This is a genomic window from Streptomyces sp. NPDC096205 (assembly GCF_044763135.1).
In the GTDB taxonomy this organism is placed as follows: Bacteria; Actinomycetota; Actinomycetes; order Streptomycetales; family Streptomycetaceae; genus Streptomyces.
In genome coordinates, this window is the sequence record NZ_JBIWFS010000007.1 from 389,874 (window position 1) to 403,852 (window position 13,979).

General features: G+C 70.6%; 13 protein-coding genes. 6 read left to right on the forward strand and 7 right to left on the reverse strand.

The window, feature by feature from the left end; all coding sequences use genetic code 11:
* Window positions 1-47: 47 nt before the first annotated feature.
* Genes ACIQ6Y_RS26605 through ACIQ6Y_RS26615 form a run of 3 tightly spaced genes read left to right on the forward strand, consistent with a single transcriptional unit; the run spans window position 48 to window position 3,588 of the window.
* Window positions 48-575: a PadR family transcriptional regulator gene (locus ACIQ6Y_RS26605; RefSeq protein ID WP_404042494.1), complete on the forward strand. Its 528-nt coding sequence runs from the start codon at window positions 48-50 to the stop codon at window positions 573-575.
* Window positions 572-1,261 (forward strand): ABC transporter ATP-binding protein, encoded by a 690-nt coding sequence (locus ACIQ6Y_RS26610; RefSeq protein ID WP_404042495.1) that lies wholly within the window; start codon window positions 572-574, stop codon window positions 1,259-1,261. Before ACIQ6Y_RS26605 ends, ACIQ6Y_RS26610 begins: the two co-directional genes overlap by 4 nt.
* On the forward strand, window positions 1,258-3,588 hold the full coding sequence (locus ACIQ6Y_RS26615) for an ABC transporter permease (RefSeq protein WP_404042496.1): 2,331 nt from the start codon (window positions 1,258-1,260) through the stop codon (window positions 3,586-3,588). The genes ACIQ6Y_RS26610 and ACIQ6Y_RS26615 overlap by 4 nt, the downstream gene beginning before the upstream one ends.
* Before the next feature lie 69 nt (window positions 3,589-3,657).
* On the opposite strand, the gene ACIQ6Y_RS26620 is transcribed toward ACIQ6Y_RS26615, so the two are convergent.
* A complete protein-coding gene (locus ACIQ6Y_RS26620; protein ID WP_404042497.1) occupies window positions 3,658-4,620 on the reverse strand; it encodes a LysR substrate-binding domain-containing protein in 963 nt (320 codons plus the stop codon).
* 133 nt (window positions 4,621-4,753) lie between these two features.
* Between ACIQ6Y_RS26620 and ACIQ6Y_RS26625 the strand changes: the two genes are divergently transcribed.
* Window positions 4,754-5,308, forward strand: coding sequence for a peroxiredoxin (locus tag ACIQ6Y_RS26625; RefSeq protein WP_404042498.1), 555 nt, complete (start codon window positions 4,754-4,756; stop codon window positions 5,306-5,308).
* A gap of 3 nt (window positions 5,309-5,311) precedes the next feature.
* Window positions 5,312-5,845 carry an alkyl hydroperoxide reductase gene (locus ACIQ6Y_RS26630; RefSeq protein ID WP_404042499.1) on the forward strand — a complete coding sequence of 178 codons (534 nt, stop codon included), beginning with the start codon at window positions 5,312-5,314 and terminating at the stop codon, window positions 5,843-5,845.
* Window positions 5,846-5,867: 22 nt separating this feature from the next.
* Here ACIQ6Y_RS26630 and ACIQ6Y_RS26635 read toward each other — a convergent pair whose 3' ends face one another.
* The 6 genes from ACIQ6Y_RS26635 to ACIQ6Y_RS26660 form a co-directional block, all read right to left on the reverse strand.
* Entirely contained in the window at window positions 5,868-7,217 is a 1,350-nt protein-coding gene (locus tag ACIQ6Y_RS26635) for an AI-2E family transporter (RefSeq protein WP_404042500.1), read from the reverse strand.
* A 130-nt stretch (window positions 7,218-7,347) separates the two neighbouring features.
* Window positions 7,348-8,052 (reverse strand): transglycosylase SLT domain-containing protein, encoded by a 705-nt coding sequence (locus ACIQ6Y_RS26640; RefSeq protein WP_404042501.1) that lies wholly within the window; start codon window positions 8,050-8,052, stop codon window positions 7,348-7,350.
* A gap of 400 nt (window positions 8,053-8,452) precedes the next feature.
* Window positions 8,453-9,778: a PhoH family protein gene (locus ACIQ6Y_RS26645; RefSeq protein WP_404042502.1), complete on the reverse strand. Its 1,326-nt coding sequence runs from the start codon at window positions 9,776-9,778 to the stop codon at window positions 8,453-8,455.
* Window positions 9,779-10,267: 489 nt separating this feature from the next.
* Window positions 10,268-11,041 (reverse strand): isoprenyl transferase, encoded by a 774-nt coding sequence (locus ACIQ6Y_RS26650; RefSeq protein ID WP_404042503.1) that lies wholly within the window; start codon window positions 11,039-11,041, stop codon window positions 10,268-10,270.
* Between the two features lie 683 nt (window positions 11,042-11,724).
* Window positions 11,725-12,504, reverse strand: a complete 780-nt coding sequence (locus tag ACIQ6Y_RS26655; RefSeq protein WP_404042504.1) for a methyltransferase domain-containing protein — start codon at window positions 12,502-12,504, stop codon at window positions 11,725-11,727.
* A 136-nt stretch (window positions 12,505-12,640) separates the two neighbouring features.
* Window positions 12,641-13,513 carry an LLM class flavin-dependent oxidoreductase gene (locus tag ACIQ6Y_RS26660; protein ID WP_404042505.1) on the reverse strand — a complete coding sequence of 291 codons (873 nt, stop codon included), beginning with the start codon at window positions 13,511-13,513 and terminating at the stop codon, window positions 12,641-12,643.
* Window positions 13,514-13,585: 72 nt separating this feature from the next.
* Between ACIQ6Y_RS26660 and ACIQ6Y_RS26665 the strand changes: the two genes are divergently transcribed.
* Window positions 13,586-13,969 (forward strand): DUF192 domain-containing protein, encoded by a 384-nt coding sequence (locus ACIQ6Y_RS26665; protein ID WP_404042506.1) that lies wholly within the window; start codon window positions 13,586-13,588, stop codon window positions 13,967-13,969.
* The last annotated feature ends 10 nt before the right edge of the window (window positions 13,970-13,979 follow it).

Genomic DNA, 13,979 nt, shown 5'->3' on the forward strand with positions numbered 1-13,979 from the left:
CACTCCGCGTATACATGGCGCGTATACATGGTGTGTAGAGTCGAGCCATGTCCATCGGTCACACCCTTCTCGGCCTGCTGGAGTCCGGTCCACGCCACGGCTACGACCTCAAGCGCGCCTTCGACGCGAAGTTCGGTCAGGACCGGCCGCTGCACTACGGCCAGGTCTACTCGACGATGTCCCGCCTGCTGAAGAACGGCCTCGTCGAGGTCGACGGCATCGAGGCCGGCGACGGCCCCGAGCGCAAGCGATACGCCATCACCGACGCCGGCATCACCGACGTCGCCCAGTGGCTCGCCACCCCGGAGAAGCCGGAGCCCTACCTCCAGTCGACCCTCTACACGAAGGTCGTCCTCGCGCTGCTCACCCATCGAGACGCGGCCGAGATCCTCGACACCCAGCGCTCGGAGCATCTGCGCATGATGCGCATCCTCACCGACCGCAAGCGCAAGGGCGACCTCGCCGACCAGCTGATCTGCGACCACGCCCTGTTCCATCTGGAGGCCGACCTGCGCTGGCTGGAGCTGACCGCCGCGCGCCTCGACAAGCTGGCGGAGGCGGTGGTGGCGCAGTGACCGCCCCCGACGGCGCCCTGCTCGTGGCCGAGGGGCTGCACAAGACGTACGGGCCGACGACGGCGCTGGACGGCGCCGGGTTCTCCATCCACCCGGGCGAGGTCGTCGCCGTCATGGGCCCCTCCGGGTCCGGCAAGTCGACCCTGCTGCACTGCCTCGCCGGGATCGTCCCGCCCGACGCCGGGTCGATCCGCTACGCGGGCCGCGAGATGGCCACCATGAGCGACTCCGAGCGCAGTGCGCTGCGCCGCAGCGAGTTCGGGTTCGTGTTCCAGTTCGGCCAGTTGGTGCCCGAGCTGAGCTGCGTCGAGAACGTGGCCCTTCCGCTGCGCCTGAACGGCACGCCCCGCAGGGCCGCCGAACGCGCGGCACGGGAGTGGATGGCCCGCCTGGAGGTCGACGACATCGCCGGCAAGCGGCCCGGCGAGGTCTCCGGCGGCCAGGGCCAGCGCGTCGCCGTCGCCCGCGCGTTGGTGACCGGCCCGCGCGTACTGTTCGCCGACGAGCCGACCGGCGCGCTCGACTCCCTCAACGGCGAGCGGGTGATGGAGCTGCTCACGGAGGCGGCCCGGTCCACCAACGCGGCCGTCGTGCTGGTCACGCACGAGGCGCGGGTCGCCGCCTACTCCGACCGCGAGATCGTCGTACGGGACGGCAGGTCGCGGGACATGGAGCGGATCGTATGAACCTGCGCCAGTGGTCCAGGGACCTGAGGCTGGGCTTCCGCTTTGCGTTCGGCGGCGGGCGGGAGGGGTGGACCCGCACCCTGCTCACCGCCGTCGGCGTCGGGCTCGGCGTGGCGGTGCTGCTGCTCACGACCGCGATCCCGAACGCGCTCGCGGTCCGGCACGAGCGGGAGGCCGCCCGCTCGGACCTGCTGTTCAACCAGACCGAGCTGACGAAGAGCGCCGACGACACCCTGCTCCTCCTGCAGACCTACACGGTCTTCCGCGACAAGGACGTACGAGGACGGGTGCTGGAGCCCGAAGGGCCGCGCGCTCCCCTGCCGCCGGGGGTCGAGAAGTTCCCCGGCGTGGGCGAGATGGTGGTGTCCCCCGCGCTGAAACGGCTGCTGGAATCGGACGACGGCAAGCTGCTGCGTGAGCGGCTGCCGCAACGGATCACCGGCACCATCGCGGAGGAGGGCCTGGTCGGCTCGGCCGAACTCGCCTACTACGCGGGTGGCGAGGGGCTGGAGGCGCGGCTGGACTCCGGCGCGCACCGTCTCGACCGCTTCGGTGATCCGCTGCCGTCCTCGGAGCGGATGGACCCGGTGCTGCTCCTGCTGCTCCTGGTCGTGGTGGTGGTGCTGCTGATGCCGGTCGGTGTCTTCATCGCCACCGCCGTACGGTTCGGCGGTGAGCGCCGGGACCGGCGGCTCGCGGCGCTGCGGCTGGTCGGCTCCGACAGCCGGATGACCCGGCGGGTGGCGGCGGGCGAGGCGATGGCCGGGTCCCTGCTGGGCCTGGTCTTCGGCACCGGCTTCTTCCTGCTCGGCAGACAGTGGGCCGGGTCGGTGGAGGTGTTCCACTTCAGCGCGTTCCCGAGCTATCTCGACCCCTCGCCGGTGCTGGCGCTGCTGGTCGCCGTCGCCGTACCGGCCGCCGCGGTGCTGGTCACCCAGTTCGCGCTGCGCGGTGTGGTGATCGAGCCGCTCGGTGTGGTGCGCACCGCCCGCCCGGCGCGGCGCCGGCTGTGGTGGCGGCTGCTGCTGCCGCTGGCGGGTCTCGCGATGCTCTACCCGATGGTCGGCAACGGCCGTGACAACGGCGAGTTCAACCAGTACCTCGTCACCGGCGGCGTGCTGTTGCTGCTGGTCGGCGTGACCGCGCTGCTGCCGTGGGTCGTCGAGGCGGTCGTCGCCCGGCTCGGCGCCGGCGGCGTGGCCTGGCAACTGGCCGTACGGCGGCTGCAGTTGAGCAGCGGCACCGCGGCCCGCATGGTCAACGGCATCGCGGTGGCGGTGGCCGGGGCGATCGCCCTGCAGATGCTGTTCGCGGGCGTCGACGACGACTACACGCAGGAAACCGGCCAGGACGTATCCCGCGTCCAGATGCAGGTGTCCGTGCCGGAGGGGATGCCGCTGGCGGCGGCCCGGGCCCGGTTCGAGGCCACCGAGGGCGTACAGCGGGTGTACGGCTTCTCCGAGGGCTACCTCGGCGACCGCCCCGACGGGCCCGAGCGGATGGCGCCGGTGACCGTGGGCGACTGCGTGTCCCTGCGCGAGCTGGCCGCGCTGCCCTCCTGCCGTGACGGCGACTCTTTCGCCCTGCGGGGCGGGGAGTTCGACGAGGACACCCCGGTCATGGCCAAGCAGGGCCGGACGCTGTACTTCGAGGAGACGTCCGAGGAACGGCGGCCCGAGCCGGTCGCCTGGCCCGTGCCGCGCGACCTCCAGGAGGCGCGCTCGATCCGGGACCCCAACGGCATCCTGCGCGGCGGCATCCTGCTGACGCCGGGCGCACTGCCGCGCGCGGCCGCCTCCTTCGTGCCCGGGCAGCTGTATCTGCGGCTGGACGAGTCGGTGCCGGACGTGCGCGAGTACGTCCGCAACGCCGCGGCCCGGATGGACCCGTACGCCCAGCCGATGACCTGGGTCGACTCCAAGCAGAACAACCGCTTCACCGCGATCCGCCGGGGCCTGTTCGTCGGGGCCGCGTGTGTGCTGGCGCTGATCGGGCTGAGTCTGCTGGTGTCCCAGCTGGAGCAACTGCGCGAGCGGCGGAAGCTGTTGTCGTCGCTGGTCGCCTTCGGCACGAGGCGCTCGACGCTGAGTCTGTCCGTGTTGTGGCAGACGGCTGTGCCGGTCGCGCTGGGGCTCGTCCTGGCGTGTGTGGTGGGGCTGACGCTGGGGGCGGTGCTGTTGCGGATGGCTGCGGCGTCGGTGCGGGTGGACTGGGCGAGTGTGCTGGCGATGACGGGGATCGGGGCCGGGGTGGTGCTGGTGGTGACGTTGCTCAGTCTGCCGCCGCTGCTTCGGTTGATGCGGCCTGACGGGTTGCGTACGGAGTAGCGCCGTGGGGGTGCGGTGGTGTTGCCGGGTGCGGCGCCGTCGTGGTTGCTCGCGCAGTTCCCCGCGCCCCTAAGGCGTCTCACCGTCGACCACCCTTACAGGCAGGGGTCTCATCGCCTCCCTCAAGGCCCCCGCCAGTTCCCGGTACTCCTCCCCCCGCGCCGCCCCCGCCCGCATCGCCAGTGCGATACGGCGGGTGGGGGCCGGCTCGGCGAAGTAGCCCGTGAGGAGCTGGTTGCTGCGGCTGGTCTCGACCTTGACGGCCGTGCGGGGCAGCAGGGTGCAGCCCAGGCCGCCCGCCACCAGCTGGACCAGGGTGGACAGGCCGGCCGCGGTCGTCGTCACGTCGGCGTCCTCGCGGCCGGCCTCGCGGCAGATGTCGAGGGCCTGGTCGCGCAGGCAGTGGCCCTCGTCGAGGAGCAGCAGATTGAGCTCCTTCAGGGCCTCGCGCGGAATGCCCTCGCGGCCGCCGAGCCAGTGGTCGAGGGGGGTGACGAGGACGAAGTCCTCGTCGAAGAGGGGGAGTTCGACGACGCCCTGCACACCGAGCGGCACGGCCAGCAGGAGCAGGTCGAGGCGGCCGGTGTTCAGGCCCTCGACGAGGCTCGCGGTCTGCTCCTCGTGGACCTGGAGGTCGAGGTGCGGATAGCGGTCATGGACCAGGCGCAGGACCGTCGGGAGGAGGTACGGCGCGACGGTGGGGATGACACCGAGGCGCAGGGCTCCGGTGAAGGGGGCGCGGACCGCCTCGGCCTCCTCCAGGAGCGCGCCGACCTCGGCGAGGACGGCCCTGGCCCGGATCGCGAGGCGCTCACCCGCGGGCGTGAGCAGCACCTTGCGCGTCGTACGCTCGACAAGGGTCACGCCGAGGACCTCCTCCAGCGCGGAGACGGCGCCGGACAGGGCGGGCTGGCTCATGCCGATCGCGGCGGCCGCGTCCCGGAAGTGCAACTGCTCGGCCACGGCCGCGAAGGCCCGCAGTTGGGACAGACTGGGCTGGCGCCTCTTGGCCCCGGCGACACTCACCGTCACTGATAACCACCTCCGATCAACACGTCCGAGTGTAGCTATTTCCGTAATCAATGCTGCCTGTGCCAACATCGACAGCGTCCAACCCATGGGAAACGCCCCCAAAAGGGGTGTTTCTTCGCTGCAAGGAGAGCGTGTGCTCACTGTCGGTGACAAGTTCCCCGAGTTCGAACTGACCGCCTGCGTCTCGCTGGACAAGGGCGCGGAGTTCGAGCAGATCAACCACAAGTCCTACGAGGGCAAGTGGAAGGTCGTCTTCGCGTGGCCTGCCGATTTCACCTTCGTGTGCCCGACGGAGATCGCGGCCTTCGGCAAGCTGAACGAGGAGTTCGCCGACCGCGACGCCCAGATCCTCGGCTTCTCCGGTGACTCCGAGTACGTGCACCACGCCTGGCGCAAGGACCACGACGACCTGCGCGAGCTGCCCTTCCCGATGCTGGCCGACACCCGGCACGAGCTGATGCGCGACCTCGGCATCGAGGGCGAGGACGGCTTCGCCAAGCGCGCCGTCTTCATCGTCGACCCGAACAACGAGATCCAGTTCTCCATGGTGACCGCCGGCTCCGTCGGCCGTAACCCCAAGGAGGTCCTGCGGGTCCTGGACGCCCTGCAGACCGACGAGCTGTGCCCCTGCAACTGGAGCAAGGGCGACGAGACCCTGGACCCGGTCAAGCTGCTGGCCGGTGAGTGAGGCATGTCCCTCGACTCCCTCAAGTCCCGGATACCGGACTACGCCAAGGACCTGAAGCTCAACCTGGGCTCGGTCATCGGCAACTCCGACCTGCCGGCGCAGCAACTGTGGGGCACGGTGCTGGCCACCGCCATCGCCTCGCGCTCCCCCATCGTGCTGCGTGAGCTGGAGCCGGAGGCCAAGGCGAACCTGACGCCCGAGGCGTACCAGGCCGCCAAGTCCGCCGCCGCGATCATGGCGATGAACAACGTCTTCTACCGGACGCGCCACCTGCTCTCGGACCACGAGTACGGGAACCTGCGCGCCGGTCTGCGGATGAACGTCATCGGCAACCCCGGCGTCGACAAGGTCGACTTCGAGCTGTGGTCCTTCGCCGTCTCCGCCATCAACGGCTGCGGGATGTGCCTGGACTCGCACGAGCAGGTGCTGCGCAAGGCGGGCCTGGAGCGCGAGGTCGTCCAGGAGGCCTTCAAGATCGCCTCGGTGGTCCAGGCCGTCGGCGTCACCCTCGACGCCGAGGCCGTCCTCGCCGAGTAACGGCTGCTCTACGAGGCCCCGTTCACCCTTCCTGGTGAGCGGGGCTCTCGCTTGCCCGGACGCCGGACGTGTCGGCCGGCGAGGCGTCCAGTGCGGTCGCGCCCCGGGGCTCGGCCATGTGCGCCGGCGCCCGTTCGTGCGAGTAGGCGCGGAGATAGGCGACCACGGTGTTCGTCACGGCCACCAGCGGCACCGCGACCACGGCGCCGCCGATCCCGGCCACCATGCCGCCCGCGGCCACCGACAGCACGACCGCCAGCGGATGCACCCGCACGGCCCGGCCGAGAATGAACGGCTGCAGGATGTGCCCCTCGATCTGCTGCACGGCGAGCACCACGGCCAGCACCATCACGGCCGTGAACACGCCGTGCGTCACCAGCGCCACCACCACCGCCAGCGCGCCCGAGACCACCGCGCCGACCAGCGGGATGAAGGCGAACAGGAAGATGAACACCGCCAGCGGCACCGCCATCGGCACATCGAGGAAGTAGATGCCGAGGCCGATGAAGATCGCGTCGATCAGGGCGACCACCACCGTGCCCCGCACATACGCCGTCAGCGTCCGCCAGGCCCGCGGACCGGCCCCCGCCACACCCGGCCGGGCCGCGGCCGGGACGAGCTTGAGCGTCCACTCCCAGATGCGCCGGCCGTCGTAGAGCAGGAACAGCGTCGAGAAGACGGTCAGCAGGATGCCGGTCAGCGCCTCGACGACGACCGTGACGCCCTCCAGGCCCGCCGAGGTGATCTGGTCGGTGTTGGCGCCGACCGCCTCGCGCAGGTTCTTGGCGATCTCGTTGATCTGCTTGTCGGTGACATGGAACGGGCTGTCCAGCAGCCAGCGCCGCAGCTCGTCGATGCCGTCCTGGACCTGGTCGGAGAGGTCGTCGATGTTCTCCATGACCTGCCAGGTCACGAACCACCCGATCAGACCCATGATGACGAAGCCGAGGATCGCGGTGAGCGCGGTCGCCGGGCCGCGCGGTACGCCGTGCCGGCGCAGCCAGGCCACGGAGGGCTGGAGCAGCGCGGTCATCAGCAGCGCGGCGACGAAGGCGAGCACCACCAGCTGTACGGCGCTGATGACCCGCATCAGCACCCAGAGCGTGCCGGCCAGCACCAGCAGCCGCCAGCCGGCCTCGGCGGCGACCCGCATCCCCCAGGGCACCGCCTGCACCGGGTCGGGGCGGGGGCCCGCGACCGGCGGATGCGCGGGCGGGGCCGGCCGGTGCGGAAGTTCACCGTCCTGAGCGGGCCGGTGCTCGGCGTGCCCGGCGTGCTCCTGCTCCGCCTCGGCGCGCCGCTCGTCCAACCGCTGTCCCATCTCGGTCAGTCCTGACCCGATCCGGCCCAGCCAGCCTGGCACTCGCGACATGATCCGTCCTCTTCCCCCGTCTTTCCCCACCACTCCCCCGGAGTCGTCGCGTCCGACCGTACAGGGCGAAAGCCCCTCTCCGTTAAGACGGGGAGGGGCTCCACAGGGTTGAGAGGGTGAGCTCTGCGGCTCAGTACCAGTGATTGGCCTGCCAGAACGACCAGGCGCCGCACGGGCTGCCGTAGCGCTCGTTCATGTAGTTCAGGCCCCACTGGATCTGCGTGGCCGGGTTGGTCTGCCAGTCGGAGCCGACCGAGGACATCTTGGAGCCGGGCAGGGCCTGGAAGAGGCCGTACGCGCCGGAGGAGGGGTTGACCGCCTGGTAGTTCCAGCTCGACTCGTGGTCCACGATGTTGCTGAAGCAGCCGAACTGGTCGCCCGGCACCATCTGACGGGCCATCGACTGGATCTGCGACACGCTGTACGAGCTCTGGACGGCGAAGGTCGAGGCGTCGGCACGAGAGGCGCTGCGGCTCGCGGCGGCGGCCTTCTCGGCCTCCTCGCGCTCCTTGGCCTCCTTCTCGGCCTGGACGGCCGCTTCCTTCTTCGCGATCGCGGTCTCGGCCGCCTGCTTGCGGGCCGCGGCCTCGGCGTCCTTCTTCGCGGTGAAGTCGGCGGCGATGGCCTGCGTGTCGGCCTGCTGCGTCAGGGACGCGGTCTGCACCTGGGCGTATTCGCCCGCGGGGATGTCCGCGAGGAGCGTCGCGTCGGCTGCCGTCGCTTCGGCGTCGTTGTTCTGCGCGGTGCTGCCCGAGGCAACGCCGACGACGCTTCCGACAGCGGTGACCGCGGTGGCCGAGGCCACTGCGAATCCCCGGACCGAAATCCGGCTCACACGGTTTTCCTTCCAGCATCGCCCGCTTCGGTGACCCTGGCGGACGCAATCGTGCCCCTGGCGCTGGCCTCCCCACTGCACGGGTCACGGGAGGCACGGGCCCGGTGGGCAACTCCCGCAAAGGGAGCGCCGCGTGGTGCTCGGGCGGCATACGGCGGCGCTATGGAGTTGGGTGGTGCTCAGGTTGTTGCGTACCGCTGGGGGTACACGTGTGCCGTATGCGGGGCCTGACAGGAGTGAGACTCTGCCGTAACACGACGGCGCAAGGCAATTCTGTGTTGCGTGTGAAAGCTCACATCCCGTTCGGCCCAGGCGATTTCATCGAACGCCCACATGTGAAGGCGCCGCCCCGCTAGGCTCTCGGCCTTTTGCGGGGCGGCGCCAACAGAGGTGACAGGCCTCAGATGTGGCCGTCTTCCAGCATTTCCGTCACAAGTGCGGCGATCTGGGACCTCTCGGACCGGGTCAGGGTGACGTGCGCGAAGAGCGGATGCCCCTTCAGTTTCTCCACGACCGCGACGACACCGTCGTAGCGCCCGACGCGCAGATTGTCCCGCTGTGCCACGTCATGGGTGAGAACCACCCGGGAGTTGGCGCCGATCCGGGACAGCACGGTCAGCAGGACGTTCTTCTCCAGCGACTGCGCCTCGTCCACGATCACGAACGCGTCGTGCAGTGAACGGCCCCGGATGTGGGTGAGCGGCAGGACCTCCAGCATCCCGCGCGCGGTGACCTCCTCGATGACCTCGCGGCTGGTGACCGCGGACAGCGTGTCGAAGACGGCCTGGGCCCAGGGGCTCATCTTCTCCGCCTCGGTGCCCGGCAGATAGCCCAGTTCCTGCCCGCCGACCGCGTACAGCGGACGGAAGACCATCACCTTCTGGTGCTGCCGCCGCTCCAGCACGGCCTCGAGCCCCGCGCACAGCGCGAGCGCCGACTTGCCGGTGCCGGCCCGGCCGCCCATCGAGACGATGCCGATGTCGGGGTCGAGGAGCAGATCGAGCGCGATCCGCTGCTCGGCGCTGCGGCCGTGGATGCCGAACACCTCCCGGTCGCCGCGCACCAGCCGGACGTTGCCGTCCGGCGTGACCCGGCCGAGCGCCCTGCCGCGCTCGGAGTGGAGGGTCAGGCCGGTGTGCACGGGCAGATCGGAGGCCGCCGGGACGTACACCCGTCCTTCCTCGAAGAGGATGTCCACCTGCTCGGCGGGCAGGGTCAGTTCGGCCATCCCGGTCCAGCCGGAGTTCTCCGTGATGGCCAGTTCGGCCCGGTACTCCTCGGCCTGGAGTCCCACGGAGGACGCTTTGATCCTCAGCGGCAGGTCCTTCGACACGACCGTGACGTCGAACCCCTCGGCCTGCAGATTGCGGGCGACCGCGAGGATGCGGGAGTCGTTGTCCCCCAGCCGGTAGCCGCTGGGCAGCACACTGGGGTCCGAGTGGTTGAGCTCGACACGGAGCGTTCCGCCCAGATCCCCGGTCGGGATCGGGGCGTCGAGACGGCCGTACCGCACCCGGAAGTCGTCCAGCAGGCGCAGTGCCTGGCGGGCGAAGTAGCCGAGCTCGGGATGGTGCCGCTTGGCCTCCAGTTCCGTGACCACGACGACGGGGAGCACGACCTCGTGCTCGTCGAAGCGGCTCATGGCGTTGGGATCGGCCAGCAGGACGCTGGTGTCGAGAACATAGGTGCGCCGGTCTGACTTGTGGCGCTTTGCGCTGGTCACCACGGAAGGACGTACCCCCTCGGATGAGGTCGGGGAGCGACGAAGGTGGAAACTGGGCCGGGGTGGGCGGGAAGGCTCCAGCCGGACGGACGGGAAGATTCCAGCCAGTTGGGCGGGAGATTCCGGCCTGACGGGCGGGAACGTCCCAGCCGGGCGGGCGGGAATTCCAGCCGGTCGACGACCCTTGCGCGCGCCGCGGGTCGAGAACCGGCCCTCCGCGGCTGCTTCCGTGCGGTGGACGCACGGTGGGGCTGGTGCAAAGGGCCTCCCGGGCGGACGGACTCGTGCCGCCCGCTGAGATCCGACACCCGTGGTTCGGGTGTCGACCTGCTTGGCTTATGCCCTCGAACACCCGCTGCCATGCCACGGCATATGACGGCGGACCGGTGAACTCCTTGTTACGCCAGATACGTCCGGCCGTTAGGTCGGATACGTCCGCACGCGCGGAGGTACGTCCGCGCGTGCCGGGTGTGTGCCGGGTGTGCCGGTGCGTCAGCCGCCGTAACGGCGGTGGCGCGCCGCGTAGTCACGCAGGGCCCGGAGAAAGTCGACCTTGCGGAAGGCCGGCCAGAAGACCTCGCAGAAGTAGTACTCCGAGTGGGCCGTCTGCCACAGCATGAAACCCGACAGCCGCTGTTCGCCGCTGGTGCGGATGACGAGGTCGGGGTCGGGCTGGTCGCCGGTGTAGAGGTGGCGGCCGATCATGTCGATGTCGACGGACTCGGCGAGGTCCTCCAGGGAGGCGCCCTGCTCGCTCGCGTCCAGGAGCATCGAGCGCACCGCGTCGGCGATCTCCTGGCGGCCGCCGTAGCCGATGGCGACGTTGACGAGTATCCCGTCGACGTGGGCGGTGGCCTCCTCGGCCTCCTTCAGCGTGCGCTGCATGCCGGCCGGCAGCAGGTCGAGCGTGCCGACGTGGTGCACCCGCCAGCGGCCGTCGGCGACGAGGGTGCGGACGACGTCCTCGATGATGCCGAGGAGCGGGACGAGCTCCTCCTCGGGCCGGGTGAAGTTGTCCGTGGACAGCATCCAGAAGGTGACGACCTCGACGTCCGCCTCGGTGCACCAGCCGAGGAACTCCCCGATCTTGTCGGCACCGGCGCGGTGACCGTGCACGGTGGTGGAGCCGGAGGCCTTCGCCCAGCGGCGGTTGCCGTCCATGATCACGCCGATGTGCTTGGGCACCTGAGCGTGGTCCAGGTGGCCCTCCACCCGGCGCGTGTACAGCCTGACCAGCAGGCCGCGCAGCTTGTCGCGCAGGTTCACGTGATTGTCAGCCCCTCCTGTGCGGATGCGGTCCCCGCGGGGCCGACAGCCTACCCCTGCTGTTGTTTTGGCCGTGCGGGCGGGGGTTGAGGGGGCCCGGACGGGCGCCGGGGCCGGAGCTCCGGGGGCGTTCATGCGCGCGTGGGCACAAAAAACGGGCCGGTCCGTGGGGGGGAGACGGACCGGCCCGAGGGGGGGTTTCCACCATAACCCTTTGTAAGTGATGCTGCGTGCATCGGCGTGCCGCAATTACTCTCCGGAATCGGGCGGCAACGCCTGGAAGGCCCCGGAATACGGGGTTCACGGGCTGTTCATGGCCAGAACACGGCGGCCGGCCCGGGCGCGGCGCGTCCCTCCGACGGGCTAACCGGGCCGAGAACCCGCACTTGACGGCCGTAGCGCCGCAGGAAGAGGAGGCAGGGCACCGCGCAGCCCCCTCCACTGCGCGGTACCGCCCGCGCAGCTTTGCTCACGCGAATTACCTTGGTCTGAACTTACGCGAGACCGGTGGCCCAAAGCGAGCCGTTCGGGGTAACGATGTGGAAAACCTGTGAATAGTGAGGCTGGAGAGGTGTGAAGGTCCTCACCTGCGCCTTTTGTCACGGCTGTAGGAGTTCAGCTGCAAAGCGGAATGCACAGCCTGCGCCGGACAGCGGTTCCCGGCCATCTTCGACTCCCGCGCCTCAGCGCTCCGGCTTCCGTACGTCGAACAGATGGCGGCTGCTGTACGCCACGAACGGCCCCTCCGTCAGGATCCGCTCGTGCAGCGCGCGCAGCCGGGGCCCGTAGGCCTCGACGGTGAAGCCCGGCACCATCCAGACGACCTTGCGCAGGAAGTGCACGACAGCGCCGATGTCGTGGAACTCCATCCGCAGCCGCTCGGCCCGCAGCTCGACGACCTCCAGCCCGGCGGCCTCGGCATCGGCGCGCTCCCGCTCGGGATTCCGCGCGCCGCGCACCTCGTCGGTCTGCGGCCCCAGGAAGAACTCGACCAGCTCGAAGACGCTGCTGGGTCCGACGTGCTGACCGAAGTACGTGCCTCCGGGAGCCAGCACCCGGGCGATCTCCTCCCAGTGCGGACGCACCGGATGGCGGCTGGAGACGAGGTCGAACGTGCCGTCCTCGAACGGCAACGGCGCGTCCTCCTCCGCGGCCACCACCTCGACGCCCCATCGACCGAGCAGCGCGGCGGCCTTCTCGACATTCGGCGGCCACCCCTCGGTCGCCGCGACGTACGCAGGCCTACGGCCGGCACGGGTCAGGGCGAAGTCCAGCACCTCGCCACCCCCCGTCTGCACATCCACCGCCGCCTCCGCCCCACCCAGCCGCCGGGCCAGGGAGACGGCATACCCCCACGAGGGCCGCTCCTCGGTGGCCCGCCCCTCGAACCAGGAGAAGTCCCACCCTTCGGTGGGCTCGGCGACGGCTTCGGCGATGAGGTCTTCGAATGTGCGGGGGGTCATGGGGTGATGGTGTCAGGGGTGGGGGGAGGTGGTTGCGGATTTTTGTGCGGCGGGGTGGCTGGTGTCTGCCGGGTCGGGGCGGGCCGGGCCGGCTGATCAGGGGGCGCGCTTGGGCTCCGTCCGGAGGGACGGCAGCTCAGCCCAGCAGCGGCCGGACCTGGTGTGCGGCGAACCGTACGAAGCCCTCCGGGTCCGGTTCGTCGGCGGTCGGCTGGAGGACGACGGTGTCGGCGCCGGCGTCGGTGAGGCGTCGCACCGCCTCGGCGACGTCTTCGGCGCCTCCGGCGACTCCGAGGCCGGGCACGTCGGCCAGTTTCTCGGCCTCCAGCTCGGCGCGGAGGCGGGCGGCGGCGTCGGGTCCGGTGGCCGTGAGCAGGTAGACGACGACGCGGTGCGGCTCGGTGCGCCCGGCCGACGCGCGCCCTTCGTCGATGAGCCGCCGGGCCCGTCGTACGCCGTCCGGTGGCGTGGACGCCGTGAGGATGGTGCCGTCGGCCGCCTCACCCGACAGTCGCAGCGAGCGCGGTCCGGTGACGCCGGCGAGCACCTCGACCGGGCCGGTCGGGGGCCAGTCGAGTGCGACGTCGTCGAGCTTCACATACCGGCCGTCGGTGGTGACGCGCTCACCGCGCAGCAGGGCGCGCAGGGCGAGGAGGTACTCCCGCAGCAGCGTCGTGGGCGACTCCGCCCGCGCGCCGACCTGCTGCATCCAGTCCTGCACACCGTGCCCCACACCGAGCACGGCCCGGCCCGGGAACATCCGGTGCAGCGAGGCGGCCTCCATGGCGGTGACCGCCACATTCCGCAACGGCACCGGCAGCAGCCCCACCCCGACCCGCACCCGCTCGCTCCACGCCAGCGCCGCCGCCGCGGTGGAGACACCGCCCTCCAGGAAACAGTCCTCCCACAACCAGAGCTGCTCAAGGCCGCTCTCCTCCGCGACGCCGACCACCTCCCTGAGCCGCTCGGGCGGAAGCTGCGGGCGGAAGACGACACCGAGTTCAGTCATGGGGCTTTCCTATCCGGGGCCGCGTGGAGGAACAACTCCTTTAGTTTGATGGGGGGACAGAGGAGGAAGATCATGGCGGGAGCGGGCTCCGGCTGGCGGGACGGCCACGCCCATCTGACGTTCGACAGCGACACGGGCCTGCCCGTGCGGCTCCCCCTGGAGATAGCGAGGTCCTACCGCGCCCGCCGAAAAGGCCTCCTGCGCCGGACCTCACTGACCGGCGCCCTCCTCCTCACCCCGGCCAACAGCATCCACACCTTCGGCATGCGCATCCCGATCGACGTCGCCTACCTGGACCGCCACCTCAGAGTCCTGTCCCTGCACACCATGCCCCCCAACCGCCTGGGCCTCCCCCGCCTGCGCGCCCGCCACGTACTGGAGGCCGAGGCCGGGGTGATGCACTCCTGGGGACTCCGGGTGGGAGGCGTGGTGAGGGTGGAGGGGAGCCCGACCTAGCCGCAGGCCC